The sequence below is a fragment of the Streptomyces sp. LARHCF249 genome, assembly GCF_052871255.1.
In genome coordinates this window covers 76,686-98,863 of record NZ_JBIXJQ010000001.1, presented here as the reverse complement: position 1 = coordinate 98,863, position 22,178 = coordinate 76,686, and the positions used below count along the sequence as shown (strand labels likewise).

Sequence of the window (22,178 nt, the reverse complement as noted above, 5' to 3'; positions counted from 1 at the left end):
GTGGGACTGGATCACCGATATGACGCTATTGCATATGCGGTCGAAATGCGCGCCCAGCCGGTCGAGGCGTGCCCCCGTCCCCGATGGCGATCTTCCAGCTCGTGTGTCAGCCTCAAAGATGCCCTGGGGGCGTCCCGGAAGCTGGGACGAAAGCTGGCCGCACACTGGAGATGAGGCCGATGCCGGTCGTCGAACCCAAGGCAGCCCACGGAATGGTGGTGGTGGGCGAGGAGACGATTTACCTGTCCCACCTCCCCATGTTCATGCCTCCTCATGACTTCCAGGTCCTGCTCGAAGTGACCCTGCACAACGGGTCCGGTAACGCGCAGGAACTCTATGCCGAGGACCGCCGGACGACAGGAACGGACCTCTACACGCTGAACCCCGAGGCGTTCCGTCTCTCCGATCTGGTCACGCCCGAAGGGCAGCCCAGGATCACTTCGTTCAACGGGACACTGTTCCGCGGACACTTCGAGCGGGACGGCGTCGAACTCATCGACCCCGTGCAGGTCGAGGTCCGACGTGTGGTGCACTTCCGGCAGCTCGACGCGCATGCGTCCCGACCGCCGGCCCTCACCTACCTCGCCTTCGGGAAGGGCAGCGAACTGTTCCTCGCGCATCTGGTCACCGCCCCGCCCGACTTCGATCACCTCTTGGCCATCGGGAACGTCAGAAGTGTCTCGGGCACCTCGCTCACGGACGAAGTACTGGGGAAGGGTCCTCGGCTCGCGATCCCCGGCAGGACCGACAGTCCGCAGAACCGGCTGGGCGAAGGACAGCAGGTGGCCGCGAGTCTTCTGGAGGACGGGGACAGCGTCCCGGACGGCATCGATCTGCGGTTCTCGCTGCAGCGGGAGTTCTACATCGAGGAGGGGGAATTGGCCACAGGAGGCCATCCCCACTGATCCCCCTGGAGTGGCCGTGCACCTCGACGAAGTGGTCCACTGCGAGATCCATCCCTCCATCGGTATCGCCCGAGTCGGCGACAGCCCCGACGGCTTCTTTGTCGGCCCGGAAGCCCCGGGCATCCCGCCACGGCCCGACGGAGGCTTCAAGGACTCCGCCGGCCGTATCAAACGCCAGGCCGCCCGGTTCCGGGTGTACGGGTACGACCGGGACGGCAACGTCCTCGGCGAGATCACCTCGGCCGAGGCGCAGATCACCTGGACCGCGGAACTGGCCAACGCCAAGGGCGCGTGGTTCGAGTTCGCCGGGCGCTTCGCCCCGAGCTCCAACCGCCGCAACCGGCACATCCACCCCGCCGATGCGACCGCCCGTGCGCGACTGGCCGTCCGGCCCGGTCCCCGAAGTGTGACCGGACCCTCCCAGGGCGGCGTGGACGCCCGGTTCGACACCGGGACCTTCCTCGGGACGCCGGTACCACTGGGTGAACTGCGTACGGACGAGGCCGGCCGGTTGCTGGTCCTCGGCGGGTTCGGAAAGTCCTTCTCGGCCAAGCCCGCCTACCCCGTCCACCACTATGCCAACAACGACTTCTGGTGCGACGACATTTCCGACGGGCCGGTCCGCGCGAGCGTGTCCCTGGGGTCGGAGGGCCGGCAGGTACCGGTGACCCCCGCCTGGTGCCTGGTGGCACCCCCCGACTTCGCCCCGTACACAGCGAGCCTGATCACCCTGTATGACGTCGCCCTGGAGGTCGCCCGCACGTCGGGGGCGCTGCCCACGCCGCCGGAGGTGTCCTTCACCCGCGACATCTACCCCGTGCTCGCCCGGCCGGTCCATTTCGCCTGGGTCAATCAACTGGCCCGCCTCCGGCACCGCGACCGCGCCGCGGGGAACTTCTTGGCGCCCACCCGCCTGGCCCGGCTGGCCTCGAACGCCGTCGCCGACGCCCCGAAGCGCCGCGCCGTCTTCCACAAGCTTCGTACGCCGGGGGCGATGGACGTCAGCCAGGCCAACAGGGGGTTCATGCCCTTCCTGGCGGCGGACGGCGACCCGCAGGACGACGAGCCGCGGACCTGGCTGACCCTGCTTCCGGGCCAGTACGAGCGGATGCGGCGCTGGGCGGACGGTGACTTCGTGGCCGACTGGGCCGGCCGGGTACCCGACCCGGTCCCCTTCGACGTCCTGCCACCGGCGGACCAGCCGCACGCCCTGGTGCGGGCGGCGCTGGAGCCGGCCAGCGGCGGAGGATTCTTCCCCGGCATCGAGATGACGTTCATCGCCGACGAGCCGGCCACGTGGTCCGCGCCCTTCCGGCTGCGCGATGACCTGACGGCCGGGGACCTCACCAAGTACATGGCCGTTCCCTGGCAGGCCGACTTCTACGCCTGCCGGACCCACTGGTGGCCGGCTGCCCGCCCCGATGAGGTGCTTCCCGAGCCGGAGCTCGACGCGTTCCTCACCGGTGCGGCCGGATTGTTCCAGGAGTGGGACCGGGGTGTCGGCGACGGCAAGGAGGCCGTCGGTATGAACGAGATGGTCACGAAGTGGAGCACCCTCGGATTCATCGTGGCCCGGCCGGGGCCGGACGGCAGCGAGCCCCTGGTCGAGACCGAGCGGACCGCCCCGGACTCCCCGTAGTCCGGGCCGGGCGGGTTGGGCAGGAGCGGTGCGGTGAGCGGAACCGGGTCGGGCGCCGGCGTGACGATCGGCAGCTGTGACGTTCTCGTCGCCGGTGGCGGCCCCGCCGGGTGCGCGGCGGCGCTGGCCCTCGTGCGAGCCGGGGCGGACGTCGTCATCGTCGCGCCCGTCGCAACGGCCGACTGGCAGGTCGGGGAGAGCTGTGCGCCGGCCGCCCGGCCGCTGCTCGAGCGCCTGGGCCTGCTCGATCTGGTTGCCCTGGACGGACATGCGCCCTGCTACGGAATCCAGGCTGCCTGGGGTGGGGAAGCGCCTACGGAGGTGAGCCAGGTGCTCGGCCCGTACGGCGCGGGCTGGCACCTGGACCGGGCCCGGTTCGACGCCGCCTTCCTCGAGGTGGCCGGGGCCGCCGGCGCATCGCGGCACGCCGGGCGTGTCCGCTGCGTCTGGCGCCGGGAAGACCACTGGCAGCTGACGACCGATGCGGGCGGCCTGCTCCGGGCCCGCTACCTCGTGGACGCCACAGGCCGGCCGGCGCGGTTGGCCCGACGTCTCGGTGCGACGCCGATCCGCTCCGACCGGCTGACCGCGGTCGCCGGGCTCCTGACCGCCCCGGGCGGAGCGGCCGGGTCGGAGCACACCTCACTGGTCGAGTCCACTCCCTGGGGTTGGTGGTACACCGCCCCGCTACCGGGCGGTACGCAGGTGCTCATGGCCATGACGGACGCCGACCTCGTCGTCGGCACCCACCTGCTCGACCGGGACGCATGGTGGGCCCAGGCGCAGCGCACCGGCCACATCCGTCACCGCATCGCTCACCTGGACGCCCCTCCCCGACAGCTACGGGTGCTGGCCGCGGGATCCTCCCACACCCGTCCAGCGGCCGGCCCGGGCTGGACCGTGGCCGGCGACGCCGCCAGTGCGACCGACCCGCTGGCTGCCCGGGGGATCCTTATGGCCCTGGCCACCGGCCTGGACTCGGCGCGGGCGATCCTGGCCGACCACAGCGGTGACACCCATGCCCTGGCGGCCTACGCCGGGCGCATCGCGGCCCTCCACCAGGAATATCTGCGTGCACAGGCTGCGCAGTACCGACGCGAACGGCGCTGGGACGCCGCCCCGTTCTGGCGCCGTCGGCACCAGGCCTCTTTGCCTCCGCTCATCTCCGCCTGATCCGCCCGTCCGGACGACGGGGAACGGATCGTCAGCCGAAGACTTCGGCACCCGGCTAGGGCGCGGCATCCCGTACGGGCGGAACGAGAGCGGACGGGAGCGAGCCGGCGAGGCTGGGGACGATCAGCGCGGCAGCCTCAGTGCAAGGGACGGCGACGGTCTGTTCGCCGAGTGCGGCAAACATAGGTGAGGCGTGTTGACTGAACTAACTGCGAAGTTTTCGCAGGTCAGAGGCTTGTCTGCTAGCTTCCCATGGAGGCTGCCGGCTGCCCCCGGGGACGGCGACATGGGCACCGCCTCCGCGGCCCTTCCCTCGGTCACTTCGAGCGCCGCAAGCTCGCTCTCGGCGACTGCGGACGCGCCTACGGCACCGACTGCGTCCAGGAGCACGCATGCGTCCGATGCCCACTCCTCATCGTCTCCCCCTCTGAGAGGCCCAGGCTCGTCGAAATCCGTGACAACCTATCCGACCGAATTGCGGAGGCTGAGCGCGAGGGCTGGCTCGGCGAAGTAGAAGGACTCAACGTCAGTCTTGCTGCGGCCAAGGAGAAGATCTCGCAGCTAGACGCGAGGCAGGAACGCAAGAACTCCCCAGTCTTCACTGTGTGCCGATGAGCTGACGGTTGAGCAGGTCGAGTCGTGGAAGTCCGGGTCCTCGGTGTACGGGAACAGACCGCTGCGCATCTCGGCGAGCTGCTGGAGCGTGATCCCCTGCCCGCCCGGCACGCCGTCCACGTAGGCGGAGATCGGGTCGTCCAGCCCGATCCGGTGGTCGTCGACGAGTTCGAGCAGCGCGGTGACCGTGAAGGTCTTGGTCTCGCTGCCGATCCGCTGGAACTTTTCGGTGGTCATCGGCCGGCCGGTGGCAGTGTCGGCGACGCTGGTCGCGCGGACGTAGCTGCCCTTGCCCGGCATCCACAGTCCCGCGATGACGCCGGGGATGCCGGCCGTCCGGCGGACGTCCTCGATCGCCCTGTCCAGCCGGGCGGTCAGCTCGGGGCCCGAGGCCGTCCGGCGGGCACTCGTCCCCGTCGTACCGGACGACGCCCGCGGCGGGGACGGCCGTGGCGGACGCCCCGAGCATCGCCGCGGCGAGCAGACGGCGGGAGGGCGTGCGTCGCATGGGGGGTGCTTCTTCCAGCTCAGGGACTCGGACGGCAACGTCACCCCCCGAGCCCCGGCTGGAGGCCCGGTCCCGTACGCCGTCCGGCGAGTCCAATCGTTCGGAGCCACCCGGGGCTCCGATGCGGCCTCGGCCGAGGGCCCTGGCGACCTCCGGTTCGGCCGTCTCGGATACCGCACCGGCTCGCTCCGGTCGGGCGGCGAGCAGTGCGCGGCGGGTCGCCTGCCGGCGCCGCCTACGGCCGCAGCTGGGCCGCGAGTGCCTCGGCGACCTTCTTGAGCGACTCGCCGGCCAGGGCCGGGTCCGCCTTGGTGACGGGCGATCCCTGGGAGACCACGAGCGCCAAGTCGCCCTTGCCCGCCACCGCCAGCCGTGCGACGGCGACCGTGCCCCGGCCCGGGGTGACCCTGGTCTGGCCGATCCCGGGCTTGTCCTTGGAGAACGCCATCACCTCGGCGGCGCTGAGCTTGCCGAGGTAGGCGATCTTCGGCAGCGCAAGGTTCACTGCCACCCCGTCCTCGGACACCGCCACGAGGTCGATCTCCACCGGGGCTTCCGAAGCCGTGAAGTTGCAGACGACGGACGCGTTCGGCGGGACGGCGGGGGCGGAGGGAAGTCCCGACGGCGTGGGCAGCGCGCTGGGCCAGGCCTCAGCCGGCCGGCCCGGGTCGACGGTCCCCTGAGCCGCGGGGTGGCCGCTGGACGCCGGGGTGACGGTCCGTTCGGCACCGGCCGCCTTCAGCGCCGCCGCCGGGTCGAGGCCGAACGGGCAGGCCGACGTACCCGTCAGCTGCTTCGCCGTCGAGGCGACCCGGTCGTAGGACAGCCTCTCACCGCCCGAGGCGGCCCCGCCGGAACTCCCGGACGAGGAACAGGCGCTCCCGGCAAGGGCCATCCCGGCCGCGCAGGCCAGGGCCAGAATGCGGGGGTACTTGGCTGCAGCGGACGGGTGCGGGTCGACTAAGCGATCAGCTGTCATCCGGTCAGCCTAACTACCTCGCGAGCCGACGACCACTCCTGGTGCCGACCCTCACTCACGAGGGCAACAGCTCTTTCGTCACCGCAATAGGACGTCGATACCGCGGCATGAAGATCTCTAGAAGCACCTCGAAGAAGGCGCCATTGCCCCCGTGGTCACTGACGAGACGAGCCCTTGCGGAGTCTGAGTGCTGCCATTCCAAAGTGAACGGAGGTGCGGCACCGAACCCTCCGCCGAGACAGTCGTCCACGGCAGCGAGGTTCCAGCCGAGGTAGCCCCCGGGACCGTTGACGGCTTCACCCAGCGCGCAGTAGAAGCTGTCGGGATCGACGACCTGCAGACCGTCCAAGGTGAACACCTGCCCTGGCGCAGTGTCCTCGGAGTGGTCTCGGCGCTGGTACTGCCGCGACCCGCGGCGGCGGCCTTCGCCGCCTGTGGCACCACCACCTGGGGGCCTGGGTGCTCCTGCGCAGGGAAACGCTGTGGCTCCGCGGTCGAGCATCCGCCCGAATGTGGTTCTGTTATGGGGACTTGAGGGGAGGGGACTGTGAGTGCCCGACGCGGACCAGGCCTGGCGCCAGGCTGTTTGCCCGGGTCATGCCCGCAGATCTTCCGTCACGGGCAGGCACTCGGCGAGCAGGTCAACGACGTCGCGCCAGGCTCGCTGCGCGTGCTGTGGGTGGTAGCCGACGCCGGGGACCGTGGGGTGGTCGACCGGCGGGTGGTGGAAGGCGTGCAAGGCGCCGCCGTAGACCGCGAGGCGCCAGTCGACGCCTGCGGCCTGCATCTCGGCAGTGAACGCGTTCCGTTGTGCGGCTGGCATGATCGGGTCTTCCGACCCGACGCCGGCCCACACCGGGCAGCGAATGCGCGCTGCCTCGCCCGGTCGGCCCGTGGTCAGTGCGTTGACTGTCCCGATCGCGCGCAGGTTGACGCCGTCGCGCCCGAGTTCCAGCCCGACGGCGCCTCCGGTGCCGTAGCCGATGGCGGCGATCCGGTCGGGGTCGGCCCGCGATTCGGTGCGCAACACGTCGAGCGCCGCATGGCCGATGCCCCGCATCCGGTCGGGATCAGCGAGCAGCGGCAGGCAACGGGCCAGCATCTCCTCGGGGTTGCCCAAATAGCGCCCGCCGTGAAGGTCGAAGGCCAGCGCTACGTATCCCAGCTCGGCGAGAGCATCGGCCCGGCGGCGCTCGACGTCGCTGAGCCCCATGCCCTCTGGTCCGAGCAGCACTGCGGGCCGGCGGTCGATACCGGCCGGGAGCGCGAGGTGCCCGATCATCGTCAAACCGTCGGCCGGATACTCGACCGTACGCGTCGTAATCGTCGTCATGAGACTGGACTGTAGTGATCGTCGAGCCCGGTCCGGCCGGTGTTCTGCCGCTGGCAGAACAGTGCGCGTGTCCCTCTGAAATACGGGGCCGAGCGCTCAGGGCTTCAAGATCATCTCGTTGCCCCTTCGGCGCGTACCTCGGTCACCCCCCATGCCCCGTCACGCGGGCGAAGAGCGCTGCTGCCGGGGCCGTATCGGGCCCGGCCGTAGAGCCCGCTGATGCAGCGGGACCGCTTAAAGCCGATCCCTGTGATTCCGGACGACGGCCTGCCGGATCGTAAGTGCGCGGGCCTTCTGTAGGTGCCTGGCGAGATCTGATCGAACGCTGCCGGCGGACTGTTGTACTGCACACATGGCAGATCTTAAGCAGTGCACGGTGGTCCGGACCGGACAGTACGAGGGTGTCCAGGGTGGCACGTTCGGGGCTGGTATCAGTGCCCAGTCGGCCGGCTCGGAGAGGCTGTGCCTTCACCGCCTGGTGATGCCCGCCGGCACCCGCGGCCGTCCCCACCTGCACGAGGGACACGAGTCGGCCATCTTCATCCAGTCCGGCCAGGTCGAGGTATGGCATGGCGAGGGCTTGGCCGAGCACGTGCTGCTGCGCGCCGGCGATTACATCCACATTCCCGCCGACACACCCCACATGCCGGTGAACACCGGCGCCCAGGACATGGTGTGCCTGGTCGCCCGGACCGACCCGGATGAGCAGGAAGGGGTCCGCCTCTTGGACCTGCCGGTGTGGCTGGAGTCCCGTCTCGGCACGCTGGCGGTCGGGCGCGGCTGAAGGAGCTGCCGGCTGAGTCAGAGCCCGCGGGCGGTCGCCTCGCCGAGCTGTCAGGACAGCGGCGACTGGGCGAGGCGGGGGAGTCCTACTCCTGCGCGGTCCATCGCACTCGATGGTGCGGGGCGCTTGTGCGTGCGCGGAACGGAGCGCCTCACGGACGTTGAGGCTCTCACGGGCGGGGGTCCGGCGGGCGGGAGCGGGGCGGGGTGGACCGTGACGCATCGGGGGACAGTGAGCAGGCGGTGAGGAGCAGGGGGAGAGACCAGCGGCGCATGGCTGCCACCGTGCCGCACACAGGCCGTTGCGGCCGCGAGACGGCCCGGCCCGCACCTCGGACGGATGACGCCTCGGGCGCCTGCCAGTCGGCCGTGCCGAGATGGGCTGCTGCGCTGTCAGGGGTGTGGGTGGCGCGGGTGGCTGAGTAGGTGAGATCTGGCAGCGTATATCGACGGTCTTCGAGATCAGCCGATGCCCGGTGGCGGGTGGAATGTCGGTGAGAAGTGGCAGCAGCCCAGACCTGTTTTAGGGGTGGACGGCGCGGACGTGGTCGGCTGAGAGGTGGAGTTCGTACGGCAGACAGCAGTCGGAGCACAGGGTTGCGACGAGGGTTCCGCAGGCGCACAGCTGGTTCATTCCACCGTCTGGGGTCGCTCCGCAGCAGGCGGAGGAGGCGTGCTGCAGTGTCAGGCCGCGCGCGTCGTCCGGGTTGATGACGATGTTGCCTCGCGGGCCTTGCGACACCAGCCATTGCCCGTGCACGTCAGCCTTCGTCCCGCGGCGCGGCATCGCCGGCCCGGGGACGTCGGTGGCGACCAGGGGCGCACCGTAGGGCTCCGTCTCGATGGCGTAGCAGCCTGACGGCACGGTTGCCGGCGACGGGCCCGGCTCGTCCGCGTCCCACCATGCGAAGAACGGAGGCTCGGGAACTGCGGGCAGCCGGGTAAGCGGTTCCGTCAAGGGGATCCCACACGTCGCGCACACGAAGAGCACCGCATCGGACGCCACAGCCCCATCGGTGATGTCAGCAGGCGCGACGGCCTGCCCCGGCGCGGGCTTGCCAATGCCCGGATCCTGGTCTTGCTCATCGTGCATACGCCGACCGTACGCGGCGTGTCGCCGGGCTCCACGGCCACCCCCCACCACCGGAACGCACGGCACCCGTCCCGAGTCGAGCAACCAGCCATGTCCTCTGGCGGACAGGGCTGGCTGGTCAGGAACCCTCGGGGCGGTTCACGCTCGCGCCGGGGCTGCGAGGCGGCGGGGCATGAGGCCCGCCCGGGCCGAGCACCCGGCCGGCGTCCAGCAGGCGGGCGATGGCCTCGGCGCCGGCTCCGCCCGCGTAGTGCGCGCCGAGGGGGGTGGCTGGGCTCTGCGTCGCATCGGGGACAGGCTATGCGGCCTACTGCTCGGTGAAGGTGCCCAGGTGGTTGGCGTCGAGGTACTCGACGCGGACCGTGCCGTCTGTGAAGGTCACGCCGGTGCGGCCGGCCGCCATCTCGCCGGTGGTCTCGAAGCTGAAGGTGTCGCCGTCGTAGTGGGTGAGCGGGAAGAGAATCGGCTTGGGGCCGAGGGCGAGGGTCAGCGTGCCCTTGTCGTCGGCCGTCACGGTCGCCTTGCCGTAGTACGGGTTGTCGTAGGTGCCGGTGTAGGCGGCGCTGTCCTTGGCGGGCTTGGCGGAGGCGGGCGGGTGGGCGTAGTCGGTGGGGGACCGGGCGTTGTCGACCTCCTGCGCGTAGACGGACGCGAGCAGGGGAAGCCAGTCGGTCGTGGCCTTGCCGTGCTGGGCGACGTCGAAGAAATCGAGGGCGACGGCGTCGGCCAGGCCGACGGGGGCGCCGTGGTGAGGACGACGATGCCGAGCTTCTCCAGGGGGAGCATCGTGACGTTGGCGTTGGTGCCGAGTTCGAACGCGCCGGAGTGGCTCAGGCGCAGCCGGCCGGAGTCGTCGTAGGACACGTTCCAGCCGAGGCCGTAGAAGCCGGCGCGGCCGGTGGGGGAGGTGGGCGGCTGCGAGACGATATGGGGAACGTGCGTGCGGGCGAGCGTTTCGGCGGGGATGATCCGCTTGCCGTCGAGGGTGCCGTCGGCCAGCTGGAGGCGCAGCCAGCGGGACATGTCGCGGGCGGTGGAACTGACGCCGCCGGCGGGGGCTTGGGCGTCCGGGTCGCGGACGTGGCGGGGGCTCCAGGTGCCGTCCGGGTTCTTGACGTGGATGGCGGCGTGGTCGGGGGAGTTGGCGTAGGCGGAGAACTCGGTGCTGGTGTCGGTCATGCCGGCGGGCTTGAAGAGGGTGTCCGCGCTGAGCTTCTGCCAGGTGGTGCCCTTGGCGCGGGCGACGGCCTCGGCGGCGGCGGTGAGGCCGGAGTTGGTGTAGGCGTAGCTCGCGCGGAAGGGGGTGAGGGGCTCCAGGCGCAGGTGGTCGAAGATGTACGACTGGTCGTAGCCGAGGTCTTCGAGGAGGTCGCCGGCGTGGTCGGGCAGGCCGCTGCGGTGGGAGAACAGGTCGGCGGCCGTGACGTGGTCGGTGACCCAGGGGTCCTTGAGGGCGAAGCCGGGGAGGGTGATGTGGCGGTCCCACTCGTCGGGGGTGGTGAAGGCGCCGGCGACGACGGTGGAGGAGACGGGCTTGGAGACGGAGGCGATCTGGAAGACGGTGTCGGGGCCGACCTTGGCGGGTTCGCCGGTGCGGCGGACGCCGAATCCCTTGAGGTGGACCACCTCGTCGTCGTGGACGACGGCCACGGAGAGGCCGGGGACGCCGGTGCGGCGCATCAGGTCGGTGATGGTCTGGTCGAGGCGGGCCACGGCCTTGTCGATCTGGGCGTCGGTGAGCTGCGGCTTGGGGGCGGGGGGCGGGCTGGGGGCGGCCGTGGCCACCCCTGTTCCGGCCAGCACCAGTGCGGCCCCGGCCGCTCCGAGTGCGCGGAGCGTACGCATGCCGCCATTGTCCCGCCGCCGAGCCGGTCCCGCCTGTCCTGCCCGCGCCCCCTACCGGGGCTCCGCCCCGTGCCCCGCGCCTCAATCGCCGACGGGGCTGGATTTGGCTGGGTGGGCCTGTGCGGCTCCTGTGCGGCTCAAGGATCGGGTTCTGCCCCGTGGCCGGCGTTTAAGGGATCGGGTCGGCAGAGTCGACGCAGACTACTTGCGCAGACCCGCTTTGAGGCACCGCGCCTTCATTGACGAGTACCACGTTCCATCCGATGGGCTGGTTAGTCGGCAACACCGGGATCCCGAGAGATCTGGACGCCCGGATGTTGCTGCCGCCGACGAAGCCTCCGCCTGTGGCGATCTGTCCATCTGGACAGCGCACGGAGGTGTCCCTGCTCTCGCCTGGAGGAATCGTAATCAAAGGCCCGCTTACTTGAACGGCGCCTGTCACACCGTCTCCGCCGTTTCCTGCCTGTGTCGTCGCCTTAGCCCTTACTTGGGCGGGCGGGCCTGAGCCGCGGCAGCCAGTCGCTTACCGACCGGCCTCCCTGAAAGGGTGTCGAGCGGGTGGCTCACTCTCACATTCGCCACACCCCATCCCCGGGGACTCGACTTCCCCCGTTCAGCCTGGATCGTGACCTAGGACAGCCGCGGTCGGCACCTCCCACACCCGGCTCGTCGTCCATGGGCTGGCCTGACGAACCCTTTGGACGCCTCGCTCAGCGCCGGGTCCAGATGAGGATGGCAGCAAGGTGGAGTGCGGTTTGGTAAGCGATGGCGAGCTTGTCCGTCCGCATTGCGAGGCCGCGCCACTGCTTGAGTCGGGCGACGATCTGTCCGGTCTCTGCCTGGAGACCGGGTCCTTCAGGGGCCGGATGGAGTGGGTGTCGATCGGGCGCCACACGATGCGACGGGACCCGCGGCGCAGCTCCCGGCCGTACGACCACGTGGCGCGCCCGTCCGGTGCCCAGGCGAGTTCGTAGACCCCGGGGGCGATCGAGAAGTCCTAGCGGAAGAATGGCCTCCGTATAGGACAGTAAGCGTCCTAGATGCCGTGACCCGCCCGCAGGGGCTTCACACGGATGATGGCCGGTCTCGATGACGATGCCTTGGGGCCTGGCGGTCGATGAGGGCGAGCGGGACGCGCTGCTGAGAACGACGAAGACAGGCCGGGTACTCGGCGACGGGGTGAGCCGTTCGCGGTCATGCGCGTGCCGTACCGGATCAGCTCTGTTGCCTGCGCGAGCGTGGTGCCATGGTGATGTGGATCCGCACATATGACGAGGCCCAAGGCCTGTGGCAGTACTTCGAGGGTGATGAGGAGGGGTGGGTGCTGCGGCAAGTGGACTTGCGAGGCGATGACGGAACCCCGGTGACCGCCGCCTCCCTGGAGGAAGTTCTCCGGCTTCAGGAGCGCGCGGACATCGCCACCATGAGCCGGTATGAGCAGCGGTACGGCCTTGTCGCCGAGGGCAGGCTCACGGGATGGGAGGAAGCGCCGCGCGCCGGCGGGATCTCGGCCGAGGAGTTCGAGAGGGTATGGCTGGACGCCCGGCGGGCGCTGGGTGCCACCGCACCGCCCCCCGCCACTGACAGGTGACGGCCGCCCCCGCGCCGTCCCGGTGCCACGAGTAGACACTCCCCCGAGCTGGGCTGGAGGTGCGGGGCTCAGGCGGCTTTGGGGCTTGGAGGCCCTTCTGGAACGCCCGCTCCCCGCCCGGCAGGATCCGGTGCAGCTGGTCGAAGACCCCGGCTGCTGCCACCGCTCCAGCCGGAGCCAGCAGGTCTGTCCGGAGCCGAACCCCAGCTCCAGCGGGAGCAGTTGCCAGGCGATGTCGTTGCAGAGAACGTACAGGATGCCCTGCAGACACAACCGGTCCGCTACCGGCCGCGCCCTGCGACTTCATCGGCCAGGGCGGCAGCAGAGGCTCGATCAGTGCCCACGAGTCGTCGTCCACAATCCACGGCCGAGTGCTCAGACACTCATGAACGGCCGAATCATCACACCGGTTACGCCCGACCAGGGTGTCTCAACAAGATCCTGTTACGAGCTCTTAGGGGTTGATGGACTTGATGGGCGTGCGCTGCTCATCGGCCGCCGGCCCCGTGCTGTTCGAATCACGGATCCAGATCCAGGCGTATATCTCTTCATCGCCCAGCTCCGTGTTCAGCGCGTTTCCCTGAGCCGTGAACTGTTTCCGCCGGAATACCGACGGGCCCGACGCGCTGAAGGTCTCCACGGGGGCATACGCCGTGACCTGGTCGTCGTCGGAGGAGTCTTCCTCCCATACCTTCACGGAGTCATGGAAGAACCGGCCGATCTCGAACGCATCAAAGTGGACCGTGTACGTGATGAGGAATTCCCAGGAGCCGTCGGAACGCCTGTTGGCTCTTTCGACGATTCGGTCGTTAGCAATCTTCGCCATGATAAACACTTCTCCATATCGATGTCTGGGGTTACCGGTCTGGTGAACCCGTGAATCAATTTCACCCCACGCCGGTGCCCCCGGTCATGCCGCTCGTCTTCGGGACTTGACGGCACTGAAGGTCGCTGGCATGGCACCCCAGGCAATCCCCGGCCAGCCTCGCCCACTCGCGCAAACCGCCCCGCTTCCGCCGGCAACCAGGTGCCCTGACCTGGGACGGAGGGTGGGAGAGGGAAGTGGGGAAGCGGCGGCCCGCGCGGGCGGTGCAAACCGCCGGCCAGTCCCCAAGGGGCCGACGACCGGCAGCAGCGCCACGTCGGCCATGGAGTAGAGCCGGATCGTCGTGCGCTGGGCCCTGAACCAGAAGCCCCACACCAGGTTCGCCCGCTCGTCGCGGACCAGCAGGACGTCCTCCAGCAGGGGCCCCTCCGCCACCTTCGGTACCCCCGGCGGCAGCGGCGCACTTGCCGGATGACAACCCTTGTCGTCCCTGGCGATCCGCTCCCGCCCGGGTCTCCGCACAGAGGGGCCGCCAGCGCCGGGAAGTCGGCCCAGACGATCGTGATCTCGGGGTGCATGAGGCGGAGGCGGAAGAGGACTTCCTTGGCCGCGTGGCTGTCGTGGAGATCGGCGGGGGTACCCGGTTGACGACACGGGGATCTTCGAACCGACCGCTCCGACGCGGCCCACGAACGTGGCGACCGCCCGCGCCACCACAGCAGCCTGCTGTTCCGCGGCGGCCCGTACTAGAGCATTTCCTTCGGACCTTATTGCGCCCCAGCCTGCCTCACACCCATCAGCGGCACGGTGCCGTGGTGGTTAAACACCGCCTCGTTCGCCCGTGCGGGGGTGACACTGCAATGAGACGCACAGGCCGGCTGGGGTGCTAACGGCGTTAGCACGCACTCCCTCCAGCCGGCGATGGTCTCGTCCTGGAGATCGATCGAGCCTAATCTTCGGTCTGTCGATGCCTCCGGAGCCGGTGACACCCCCCGGGCCATGTGTTCGGCAGGGGAGAAAGCCATGCCAGCTCCGGAGGCCCGGTGCCTCATTGCGGGGCAACCAAAACGGAAATAGGGGTCAGAGGTTCATTTGCCCGGTGGTGTCTGAGCGGCCGCCTCCGTACGAGGCAGTCAGGGCTTTGGCAACGGCGGTTGCATCTGCGTCGGCTACGTCTGCCGGGTATTCGGGCAGGAGGTCGTCCCAGACGGGCAGCCACGACCCGTACAGCTGGGTCTGTCCCTCGGGCCGGGCGAAGAACCACACGTGCAGGTGTGCGGACCCGTCCCCGATCCGGTAGACGTGGGCTCGGCAGATGTGGGGCAGAGCCTGTACGTGGCGGACGATGTGAGTGGTGAGCACGCCCAGCTCGGCGGCGAGCTCGTCGGGCAGATCGGCCATGTCGTAGTGGTCGCGCGGGTACAGCATCAGCACCAGTGGCACACCGACGCCTGTTATCCGGGCCAGTCGCCAGCGGTCGTTGAGCCAGATGCCTTCATTGCGGGAGCGGCATTCATCGCAGTCCGCCGGGTCTTCCCCGTGCCGCCGCGGCTCGGGCAGAACGGGCGGGCGGAGCGCGGACACGCGTAGTCCATCCGCCTCAAAGGGGCTGATGTCCCATCCGGTCATTCTTGCCAGCGGAAGCCGAAGCTCATCATCCGCAGCCGCACGTGCGTGGTCGTAGAACTCATCGGGTCGCAAGGCCATGATCGTAAGACTAGCTGCGCCTTGTCGGCTGCTGGCGCCCCGCCGGAATCAGCTGTGAGTGGCGGTGGCGCCGGATGGGTGTCAGCAAGGACGGGAGACCTGTCCCTGCTCATGCTGCGCAGGGACAGTGATCACGGCTGTCGCTAGGTGACCAAGCCGCTGCCGTCAGGCGCCCATCGCGAGGATGTCCGGGTGCCATGGGATCCGTCCCCGCACCCAACGGTGCCTGCGCCTGTCCGAAGGCCCCTTCTCCCACCCCGAGCGCCTGCAGCTCCTGCTCGAGGCACTGGCTCCCACCACCGACCGGGGCTCGTGGCGCTCCACGTACGACGAAATGGAGCATGATCACTTAGCGACCGTCGATGCCGACTGGTTGCTCACCGACGACGCCTTCCGCCCCCACCAAATCCGGATGCTCACCGCTCGCCGTTACGACCTGGCAGCCGACCGCACGCGGGCCATCAACCGACTGAGGGCCTGCTCTGGAGTACTTCCCCGCTTTGGGCGGGAGTTTGGCTTCGTTCATGTGAAGTGGTTCTGTCTCAGCTTCTGTGGTGCAGCCACGCTGAGTGACCGGATCGGCTAGCGGGTGACCAATCCTGGGGGCGAGACGAACCGCTGGTCAGTCCCCTGCCTCGGACTCCTTGCCTAGGAACTGCCTCGCTGCCTCAACCGCTTCCTCGTTGAGTTCCTCGACGGAGATGCCCCAGCTCTCCTCCCAGCCGTCCAAGTTGTGCGCGCAGTGGACGAGGGTTTGGAGTTCTACGGGGTAGCCGAGGCCATAGGCGATGTCTGCCCAGATGAGGTGGGTGCCGACTGCGGGATCCAGGGATCCGTCGGCGATCTGACCGGCGACCCAATAGGCCAGGGCCCACTTCGCGGCCCGAGGGTCAGCGGGCGGGTGGAAAAGCAGTCCCAACTCCTCCAGCACGTGGTCGAAGAGTGCCGGAGCCTCGGGCTCTTCGCTCCGGAGGAGACCGGCCAGCATGGCGAGGGAGGGACTCTCGACCCCGGCGATCAGCGCGTCCAGCCCAGCCTGGATGAGCCGGTCCGACCCGACGTGCCTACCGAATGCCCTCTCGCGCGCGATGTGGTTGAGCTGCTTGAGAGCGTCGTCGCGGGTCATCACAGTCTTCTCGATCGGCCATCCGGGAGAAGGAGACTCGCACATTTTCAGATGGTGTTGCCATCGAGTTCCTCCTGCGTGTTCGGTGATCAGGACATGAGAACCCGTTCCCGCAGGAGGGCGAAGCCGCGCGACCGAACATCTGGCGCTTGAGCATTTTGATCCTGTTGACATGTCCTTCGACGACGCCTGAGCTCCAGGGCAGGGTCAGGCCGGCGATGACGGCGTCCCGATCGCGTTCGAGTCCTGTGGCGAGGGTGTGGAGGCTGGGGAGGTCACCCGTCTGACGGCGTCGAGCCAGTCCGGCAGCCGTTCGCCCTGGTGCTCGGTGACCATGGTCGCGAACGACCAGATGTGGCGGGTGAGGGCTGCGATCTCGGGGCAGTTGGCTGAGATGTTCTTGAGCTGGAGTTGCTCGGGTTCGGTGAGGGTTTCGGGGCAGCGGAGGATCCATCCGGCGACTGAGCGGGGCGAGGGGGGCCGGGCCGCCACCGGACGGGGGTGACGTCCGTTTGAGGTGCAGGTAGGCGCGAGGGCGAGCTGTACGCCGCGATTCGGCGTCGCGATCACCGCGACCGCATGAAGATGTGGGAGATCGAGTGCATGTACAACGTCTCGTGGCGGAGGGTCTCGCTGTGCTCGGATGTGGCCCGGCTGGTTGGTGAGCACCTGGCCGCGGTTGGCGCCGGTGCCAGTGAAGGGGGGTGCGGGGGCGGCAGACCGGTTGGCGGGACAGGACCGTGCGGGTGCACCGGCCGATGACTTTGAGACGGGCATCGACGCAACGGGAATCTAGTGGTCCGCTTCCGTTAGCGTGATCGGGTGCGTTACGACCAGCGGGTGCTCGTTTTGATCGAGGTGCGGGGCCCGGAGCGAGACGTGGCCCAGGCTCGGGAGGAGTTCGCGGCGTACGGCTGGCCGGTGCTTGCGGACGTTGCGCGCGGGACCGGGTTCTCGGCGGGGGTGCTCGACGCCGAACCTGACACCCCGGCCCGTCTGTTCTCCGTGGAGGTACGCCTGTTTGGCGCGCGGAACAGGCACACCGAGCAGGCAGCCGCGTGGCGGGTGCAGAAGCTGGCGCGGGCCGCCGTGCTGGAGATGTACGTGCGCCGGACCGAACTCGTCGTCCGTGACTTGGAGCTGCTGCCGGAGTGGAGGGTGTTCGCCGAGGGCCATGGCCGGTCCCCGTCCCGGCGCGGACTCTGGACCCGTTACGAGGATTGGTCCGGCGTGCACGACACGGGCTCGGTTACGGCGGGCACGGAGCAGGAGGCCAAGAGACTTGCCCGGATGGCCCTACCCGGCGGCGCCCCGGTGCGTAAGGACACAGAGATCCACCCGCCGCCGGGGCGCCGGCTTCTCGCCCGCTACGCCATGAAGCGCGAGGAACGCCTCAGCCGTGTGGTAGCGCGGCTGCTTGGCTTCCTGATCGCCGTGGGACTCGGCCTGTACCTCGCCAGTCGGCAGGAAGGAGTCCCGCGCTGGTTCTGGGTGACCTGTGCCCTCGGGTTCCTGCTCGCCGGGGCGTGGCAGATGATCCGGCTCTACGTGTCCGGAGCACTCGGCGGCGGGTCGCTCACGCTGTTCGGCATGGCTGGGCTGTATGGGGCCGTTGTGGGCATGGCCCTCGGCGGCTTCCCGTCGCTGTCGGCCAAGGGGGCCGCGCTGACAGTCGCGGTGCCGACCATCGGCATCGGCCTCTGGCTTCTGATGCGCCAGTGGAATCGGGGTGAGTGGATCGGCTGGGCCGTGCCGCTGCTGGCAACGTTGACCTTCACCTTTTTCATCGGCTCTGCAACCGTCCAGCACGCGCTGTATGCGAACCGATTGGCGCTCTCCCTTGATGACCTGGACGTGCACCCGGTCGGGCAGGTCGCCTCCGGGGCCAGGGTGATTGGCCTGCTGAGCCTGGTGCTGATCCTGCCGGCACTGTGGGGCATCGCCAAGCACCTCCACTGGCCGTCGACGCGTCCCGGCGAGCGCATCAGCGCGGTGCTCTGGGCACCGACTCTGCTTGCGTACGGGCTGCTGGGGGTGCTTTGGCTCGCCGATTCGGCCCCGCGTGCCGCCGGTCAGGCGATCGATGCGGCTGAGAACCGCAGGGAGGCGCCGGAGTACTACGGGGTATGGCCGCGATGGATGTGTGTGCAGCCGACCGTGCCCCGCAACGAACTGAATGAGCAAGGAGGTGTACTCGACCCCAGCCATCCCTATCTCTCCTTCACCGTGACGGGGGAGCGGATCGCCGTCTGGAACACCGAAACGGACGGCCCACTGAGGATCCCGTCCGAACAGGTCCGCCTGGTGCCGGCGGCGGACCCGGCCCGGTCCTGCCTCCCGCCAGGAACCTGAGCTGGTGTGAGGCCGAGTGCGGCTTTCCGGTTTCGTGCTGGCTCTGCCTAAGCTTGTCGTTTAACCACTGACCTGGCGTGCGGTCATGGTGACGATGGGCGTTCTTGTGCTTGCTGATCGGTTGCTTCGGCTTGTGTGAGTGCCTGGCGGAGAAACCCGGCATGCTCGCGCATCGCCCGGAGTGTGGACGGGTCGGTCGTTCGACGGGCGGCGGCTTCGGCCGACTCGGTCCAGGTCCGGAGCACTGCGAGGGGGCGTTGGTGTCCGCAGTCCACTTCGGAGCCGGACTGGTCGTAGACGGTGGCCTCATAGCCGATGTTCACCCAGACGCTGGCACCTTGGTCGTGGAAGGCGACCTCGAAGGGCGGTTCGTCAGGGTGCACGCCCGCGGGGGTGTCGGTGACGATCGTGAACTGCTCCTTGGGGTTCATCCAATAGTCCTCGCCCCATGGCTCGAGCCAGATCCCAAGTATCTTCTCGGTGTCGTTGTTCAATCTGATCTTCGGCATTGCCGCAGCGTAGGGCTACTTGGGTAGCTGCCATACGGCCCCATCCGGTTCGGCGGGGTTTGGTGCCCGTCTTGTGGTGGGCGGGCCGACGGTAGGGCTGGCCGGTGACGAGTTCGAGGCCGACGTCGTGGCGTGTTGCCGTCCGTTGGTTCTTCGAGCCGGGCGGCCGTCCGGGGCCTGAGCGGGAGGGTTTGGGAACAGCCGCTGGCGAGGGCAGCCGCGTTTGGAGGTTCCGAAACCCGCGGCGAACGCCGGTGCGGGGTCAGCCTGTTCGGGTCGGCCGGCTTCTCCTAGGGGCGTCGCAGGTCGACGGGGAGCGGGCGGGACAGGCGGAGCTGGGTATCGGTCGCGATGACCAGCCACGTCCAGCGGTCGGCGGCCTCCGGTTCACGGACCTTCGGCCTGGTCCAGCCGTCGGCGGGCCCGCGTCGGCCCCGACTTTTGGCCGCGGACAAAGTCGGCCCCTTCCGTGCCCCCGCTCGCGTCCGTCAGAAGGACCGGAAAACCTTCTCGGGATCCTCGTGGGCCGCCTGCGCGTACTCCTCGAAGTCCAAGTTGGCGAGCGACAGATTCGCGTGGATCCAGTGCACCTCGGTCGGGACCGTGCGAAACTCCCGCCCGAACTCGTGGATGCCCTCGTCGTCTTCTTCGAAGGGCTCGTCCTCCTCCTCGGAGGTGGCCACCGCCAGGAGCGCATGGTGGGCGGAGCTCATGGTGACCGAGTCGGCGACGAAGAGGACGCTCAGCTCGTCGTTGGCCGAGGCGGCTTCGAGGACTTCGTCGACGGTCGCTCCGGCCCAGGCCGGATCGTCGACGAAGTGAACAAGAGCCTCGTAGCACCCGTCGTCTCCCCAGGGCTTCATCAGCTCCGCGGTGACGGCCTTCCAAGCCGGCTCGTCGCCGTAGTCGGTCCTGACCACCAGAGCGTGGAACTCATCGCGGTCGGTGTCGGTCGGCAGTTCTCTCAAGTTCCCGGCCCTCGGTCATCCGTGTACGTGCCGTGCGGATGTCTCATGGCGATGCCGGCCCCGACCGAGGCGGGCCGGCACCCACCGAGGGACGGCTACACAGGTTCCGGGTTGGGGCTGCTGGAGGTGCTGATCGCCGGATAGCTGCATCCCGCTGGGGCAGCGAGCGATCCTACGCTTCCACTCGCCCTTTTCCCGGCCCCCGATCTCCGTTCTCAGCAACCCTCGGCAACCGTTCCGGCCCCGCGCGGGTCCTTCCCACCAGGGCCCCGGTGAGCCTGCGACGTACTCGAAGATGGGGAAGCGCCGTGGGATCCGCAGGGCAGCAGAGGGCGTCGCCGAGTTCCTGATGGAGACGGTTGGGGAAGCCGTCGCCGAGGTGATCTTCAGCCTGCTCGCCGGCCTGTTCCTGATCGCCTACCTGAGCTGGTCCAGCCCCCGCGCTTGACTATCGCGGGGGCTGGACTGCTCAGCCTCTTCCGCGCCCACGGTGCCTGGAAGACCTTCCGCGACCCCGCGAAGGATCGCCGCCGTCGGGGCCTCACCGCCGTGACCACGGACGCTCAACCGCGGGTCCCCCCGGGCGACCACGAAAATTGCTTCCGGGTCCACTCGTGGTCCGGGCATGATTCCCACCGTGCATGAGGACGAGGACCATCGCGGGCAGGGACGGTACACGCTGACGGACACGGGGAACGGCCATGTCTGGGGCGTCTGCGCCGAGGTGGAGGGACTGTTCGGAGAACCCCGGCGCGAGACGTACGAACTCTTCGGCTGGGTCCCGGAAGGAGTCGAGGTCCGGGGCTGGGTCGGCGCTCGGGTGTGGCTGGTGCCGGAAGACAACACGCTCGATGCGTGGCTTCTGGAAGACGCGGAGAGCCTCGGGCAGCACCCTGGGACGGACGGTCTCGTGCTCACTGGTACGGACGTCTATCTGGGCCCGCCCGAGGGACACCGAGGTCCTGTCCGATTTCACGACGAGTACCGATGGCTGGGCTCCTGCCGGGAATTCGCCCGCGTCCTGACGCCCGGGCAGATCGAGTCCCTGCTCGTCCTGCGGGGTCTCGCCCCGGGGGATCAGCTGCAGTGGGCTCTGGCGAAGGGCACCCGGCGGGCGCTGGACTTGGGAGAGGCCCTGTTGGAGGTACGGGATGACCGGGACGAGCGTGTCACGGACCGGCTGTTCTGGGCCCAGGTCCGCACGTGGCGGCCGTCCTCCCACGGCACGGATCTGATCGATCTGGAACTCGACGGAACGTTGTTCACGCCCGTTGCGGAGCACGCGCGGGCCATCTGGGATCGCTGGCTCGCCGGCCCGCCGGACACACCGGGAGCCTGGGCCTGCCTCGACACCCGGCAGCGTGGGGTCTGGCTCGATCTCGTCCTCCAGCGGGCCTGCCGACGCAAGCATCAGGACCGGCCCGCCGGACACGCGTACGAGCTGGACGGCCGGCACATCACCGACGTCCCGGGGCTCTACCTGGCGCTCGGCGAGGCGGTGAACGGACCGGGCGGCTACTTCGGCGGCTGCTTGGACGCCCTCAGGGACTGTCTGCGCGGCACCTTCGGCTACACCGCCCCCGCAAGCCTGCTCTGGCGGGATGCCACGACCGCGCGCGAGCACCTGTCCCGCGTCCTGAGGTCGGAGGGCGAACCGTACGACCTGGTCGCCGCGGTGCTCGAAATCCTGGCGGAGGGCGGGATGCGCGTCACCTGCACCTGAACAGGAGCCGAGCCGCGGGGAGGTGCCGACGGGGGAGGGTCAGTCTGCGGCGGACAGGTTGTGCCACCAATGACCGCATCCGCCGGCGCAGAAGCGTTCGCGCCGTCGTTCATCGGCGACCGAGAGTACGGCGACCAGCAGCCGGAACGCCTTGCGGCGTTCGTCGACAGGTGTGAGAGAGACGATCTTCCCCAGTTGCCGGTTGATCGGGCCGCGTGTGATGAGTACCGCGGGTGTGTGCGTCGGGCGCAGCCCGGCCCGGCGGATGCTTTCCGGTCCGTCTTCGTCGTCGGCGCGTGCCTGCTCGCAGTGATGGCGCAGAAAGAGCATTGTCTCCGACCGCTCCTCCGGGCTCAGTGAGTAGTACGAAGCAGCCGCCCCGGACCCGGGACGACGGCTTCGACCGGCAGGCCACACGCCAACATGGTCACTGCCCGAATCCCTGGTCCGTACCGTTGCAGCCAGTAGCAGGCAGAGGGATCGAAGATTGCCTTGGCAACCAG

At 69.2% G+C, this 22,178-nt stretch carries 20 protein-coding genes and 5 pseudogenes; 9 read left to right on the top strand and 16 right to left on the bottom strand.

Features of this window, described 5'->3' with window-relative positions:
• Positions 1-179 precede the first annotated feature (179 nt).
• Genes ACIPUC_RS00485 through ACIPUC_RS00475 form a run of 3 tightly spaced genes read left to right on the top strand, consistent with a single transcriptional unit; the run spans position 180 to position 3,717 of the window.
• Positions 180-905, top strand: a complete 726-nt coding sequence (locus ACIPUC_RS00485; RefSeq protein WP_446585970.1) for a hypothetical protein — start codon at positions 180-182, stop codon at positions 903-905.
• Between the two features lie 16 nt (positions 906-921).
• Positions 922-2,544 carry a LodA/GoxA family CTQ-dependent oxidase gene (locus ACIPUC_RS00480; RefSeq protein ID WP_446585969.1) on the top strand — a complete coding sequence of 541 codons (1,623 nt, stop codon included), beginning with the start codon at positions 922-924 and terminating at the stop codon, positions 2,542-2,544.
• 33 nt (positions 2,545-2,577) lie between these two features.
• A complete protein-coding gene (locus ACIPUC_RS00475) occupies positions 2,578-3,717 on the top strand; it encodes an NAD(P)/FAD-dependent oxidoreductase (RefSeq protein WP_446585968.1) in 1,140 nt (379 codons plus the stop codon).
• Positions 3,718-4,353: 636 nt separating this feature from the next.
• On the opposite strand, the pseudogene ACIPUC_RS00470 reads toward ACIPUC_RS00475, so the two are convergent.
• The 4 genes and pseudogenes from ACIPUC_RS00470 to ACIPUC_RS00455 form a co-directional block, all read right to left on the bottom strand.
• Positions 4,354-4,840, bottom strand: a pseudogene (locus ACIPUC_RS00470) (serine hydrolase domain-containing protein); the annotation flags it as partial.
• A 235-nt stretch (positions 4,841-5,075) separates the two neighbouring features.
• Entirely contained in the window at positions 5,076-5,819 is a 744-nt protein-coding gene (locus ACIPUC_RS00465; protein ID WP_446585967.1) for a hypothetical protein, read from the bottom strand.
• A gap of 55 nt (positions 5,820-5,874) precedes the next feature.
• Positions 5,875-6,168 (bottom strand): barstar family protein, encoded by a 294-nt coding sequence (locus ACIPUC_RS00460; RefSeq protein WP_446585966.1) that lies wholly within the window; start codon positions 6,166-6,168, stop codon positions 5,875-5,877.
• A 246-nt stretch (positions 6,169-6,414) separates the two neighbouring features.
• On the bottom strand, positions 6,415-7,152 hold the full coding sequence (locus ACIPUC_RS00455; RefSeq protein WP_446585965.1) for a dienelactone hydrolase family protein: 738 nt from the start codon (positions 7,150-7,152) through the stop codon (positions 6,415-6,417).
• 481 nt (positions 7,153-7,633) lie between these two features.
• Here ACIPUC_RS00455 and ACIPUC_RS00450 point away from each other — a divergent pair, with 481 nt between their 5' ends.
• On the top strand, positions 7,634-7,936 hold the full coding sequence (locus ACIPUC_RS00450; RefSeq protein ID WP_446585964.1) for a cupin domain-containing protein: 303 nt from the start codon (positions 7,634-7,636) through the stop codon (positions 7,934-7,936).
• A gap of 522 nt (positions 7,937-8,458) precedes the next feature.
• Here the strand turns inward: ACIPUC_RS00450 and ACIPUC_RS00445 are convergent.
• The 3 genes and pseudogenes from ACIPUC_RS00445 to ACIPUC_RS00435 all read right to left on the bottom strand — a co-directional run.
• The gene (locus ACIPUC_RS00445) at positions 8,459-9,028 is read right to left on the bottom strand and encodes a hypothetical protein (RefSeq protein WP_446585963.1); all 570 of its coding nucleotides are present in this window, start codon (positions 9,026-9,028) and stop codon (positions 8,459-8,461) included.
• Between the two features lie 307 nt (positions 9,029-9,335).
• A pseudogene (locus tag ACIPUC_RS00440) lies at positions 9,336-10,873 on the bottom strand (serine hydrolase).
• Between the two features lie 710 nt (positions 10,874-11,583).
• Positions 11,584-11,694 (bottom strand): annotated as a pseudogene (locus tag ACIPUC_RS00435) (IS5/IS1182 family transposase); the annotation flags it as partial.
• Between the two features lie 425 nt (positions 11,695-12,119).
• Between ACIPUC_RS00435 and ACIPUC_RS00430 the strand changes: the two are divergent.
• Complete coding sequence (locus ACIPUC_RS00430) at positions 12,120-12,464, top strand: hypothetical protein (protein ID WP_446585962.1); 345 nt, start codon at positions 12,120-12,122, stop codon at positions 12,462-12,464.
• Positions 12,465-12,623: 159 nt separating this feature from the next.
• On the opposite strand, the pseudogene ACIPUC_RS00425 reads toward ACIPUC_RS00430, so the two are convergent.
• The 3 genes and pseudogenes from ACIPUC_RS00425 to ACIPUC_RS00415 form a co-directional block, all read right to left on the bottom strand.
• Positions 12,624-12,749 (bottom strand): annotated as a pseudogene (locus tag ACIPUC_RS00425) (transposase); the annotation flags it as partial.
• A gap of 169 nt (positions 12,750-12,918) precedes the next feature.
• Positions 12,919-13,290, bottom strand: coding sequence for a hypothetical protein (locus tag ACIPUC_RS00420; RefSeq protein ID WP_446585961.1), 372 nt, complete (start codon positions 13,288-13,290; stop codon positions 12,919-12,921).
• A gap of 1,080 nt (positions 13,291-14,370) precedes the next feature.
• The gene (locus tag ACIPUC_RS00415) at positions 14,371-14,997 is read right to left on the bottom strand and encodes a hypothetical protein (protein ID WP_446585960.1); all 627 of its coding nucleotides are present in this window, start codon (positions 14,995-14,997) and stop codon (positions 14,371-14,373) included.
• A 334-nt stretch (positions 14,998-15,331) separates the two neighbouring features.
• Between ACIPUC_RS00415 and ACIPUC_RS00410 the strand changes: the two genes are divergently transcribed.
• Positions 15,332-15,583 carry a hypothetical protein gene (locus ACIPUC_RS00410; protein ID WP_446585959.1) on the top strand — a complete coding sequence of 84 codons (252 nt, stop codon included), beginning with the start codon at positions 15,332-15,334 and terminating at the stop codon, positions 15,581-15,583.
• Between the two features lie 36 nt (positions 15,584-15,619).
• On the opposite strand, the gene ACIPUC_RS00405 is transcribed toward ACIPUC_RS00410, so the two are convergent.
• Positions 15,620-16,123, bottom strand: a complete 504-nt coding sequence (locus tag ACIPUC_RS00405; protein ID WP_446585958.1) for a hypothetical protein — start codon at positions 16,121-16,123, stop codon at positions 15,620-15,622.
• A gap of 207 nt (positions 16,124-16,330) precedes the next feature.
• Positions 16,331-16,615 carry a hypothetical protein gene (locus ACIPUC_RS00400; RefSeq protein ID WP_446585957.1) on the bottom strand — a complete coding sequence of 95 codons (285 nt, stop codon included), beginning with the start codon at positions 16,613-16,615 and terminating at the stop codon, positions 16,331-16,333.
• Between the two features lie 330 nt (positions 16,616-16,945).
• Between ACIPUC_RS00400 and ACIPUC_RS00395 the strand changes: the two genes are divergently transcribed.
• Positions 16,946-18,475 carry an NnrS multi-domain protein gene (locus ACIPUC_RS00395; RefSeq protein ID WP_446585956.1) on the top strand — a complete coding sequence of 510 codons (1,530 nt, stop codon included), beginning with the start codon at positions 16,946-16,948 and terminating at the stop codon, positions 18,473-18,475.
• Positions 18,476-18,558: 83 nt separating this feature from the next.
• On the opposite strand, the gene ACIPUC_RS00390 is transcribed toward ACIPUC_RS00395, so the two are convergent.
• The 3 genes and pseudogenes from ACIPUC_RS00390 to ACIPUC_RS00380 form a co-directional block, all read right to left on the bottom strand.
• On the bottom strand, positions 18,559-18,984 hold the full coding sequence (locus tag ACIPUC_RS00390) for a hypothetical protein (protein WP_446586795.1): 426 nt from the start codon (positions 18,982-18,984) through the stop codon (positions 18,559-18,561).
• 118 nt (positions 18,985-19,102) lie between these two features.
• Positions 19,103-19,397 (bottom strand): annotated as a pseudogene (locus ACIPUC_RS00385) (NF041680 family putative transposase); the annotation flags it as partial.
• A gap of 75 nt (positions 19,398-19,472) precedes the next feature.
• Entirely contained in the window at positions 19,473-19,952 is a 480-nt protein-coding gene (locus tag ACIPUC_RS00380) for a DUF6924 domain-containing protein (protein ID WP_446585955.1), read from the bottom strand.
• A gap of 295 nt (positions 19,953-20,247) precedes the next feature.
• Between ACIPUC_RS00380 and ACIPUC_RS00375 the strand changes: the two genes are divergently transcribed.
• Together ACIPUC_RS00375 and ACIPUC_RS00370 are read left to right on the top strand one after the other, a co-directional pair.
• Positions 20,248-20,400, top strand: a complete 153-nt coding sequence (locus tag ACIPUC_RS00375) for a hypothetical protein (protein WP_446585954.1) — start codon at positions 20,248-20,250, stop codon at positions 20,398-20,400.
• Positions 20,401-20,577: 177 nt separating this feature from the next.
• Entirely contained in the window at positions 20,578-21,675 is a 1,098-nt protein-coding gene (locus ACIPUC_RS00370) for a barstar family protein (RefSeq protein WP_446585953.1), read from the top strand.
• 39 nt (positions 21,676-21,714) lie between these two features.
• On the opposite strand, the gene ACIPUC_RS00365 is transcribed toward ACIPUC_RS00370, so the two are convergent.
• Positions 21,715-22,092 (bottom strand): DUF5958 family protein, encoded by a 378-nt coding sequence (locus ACIPUC_RS00365; protein WP_446585952.1) that lies wholly within the window; start codon positions 22,090-22,092, stop codon positions 21,715-21,717.
• Positions 22,093-22,178: the final 86 nt, after the last annotated feature.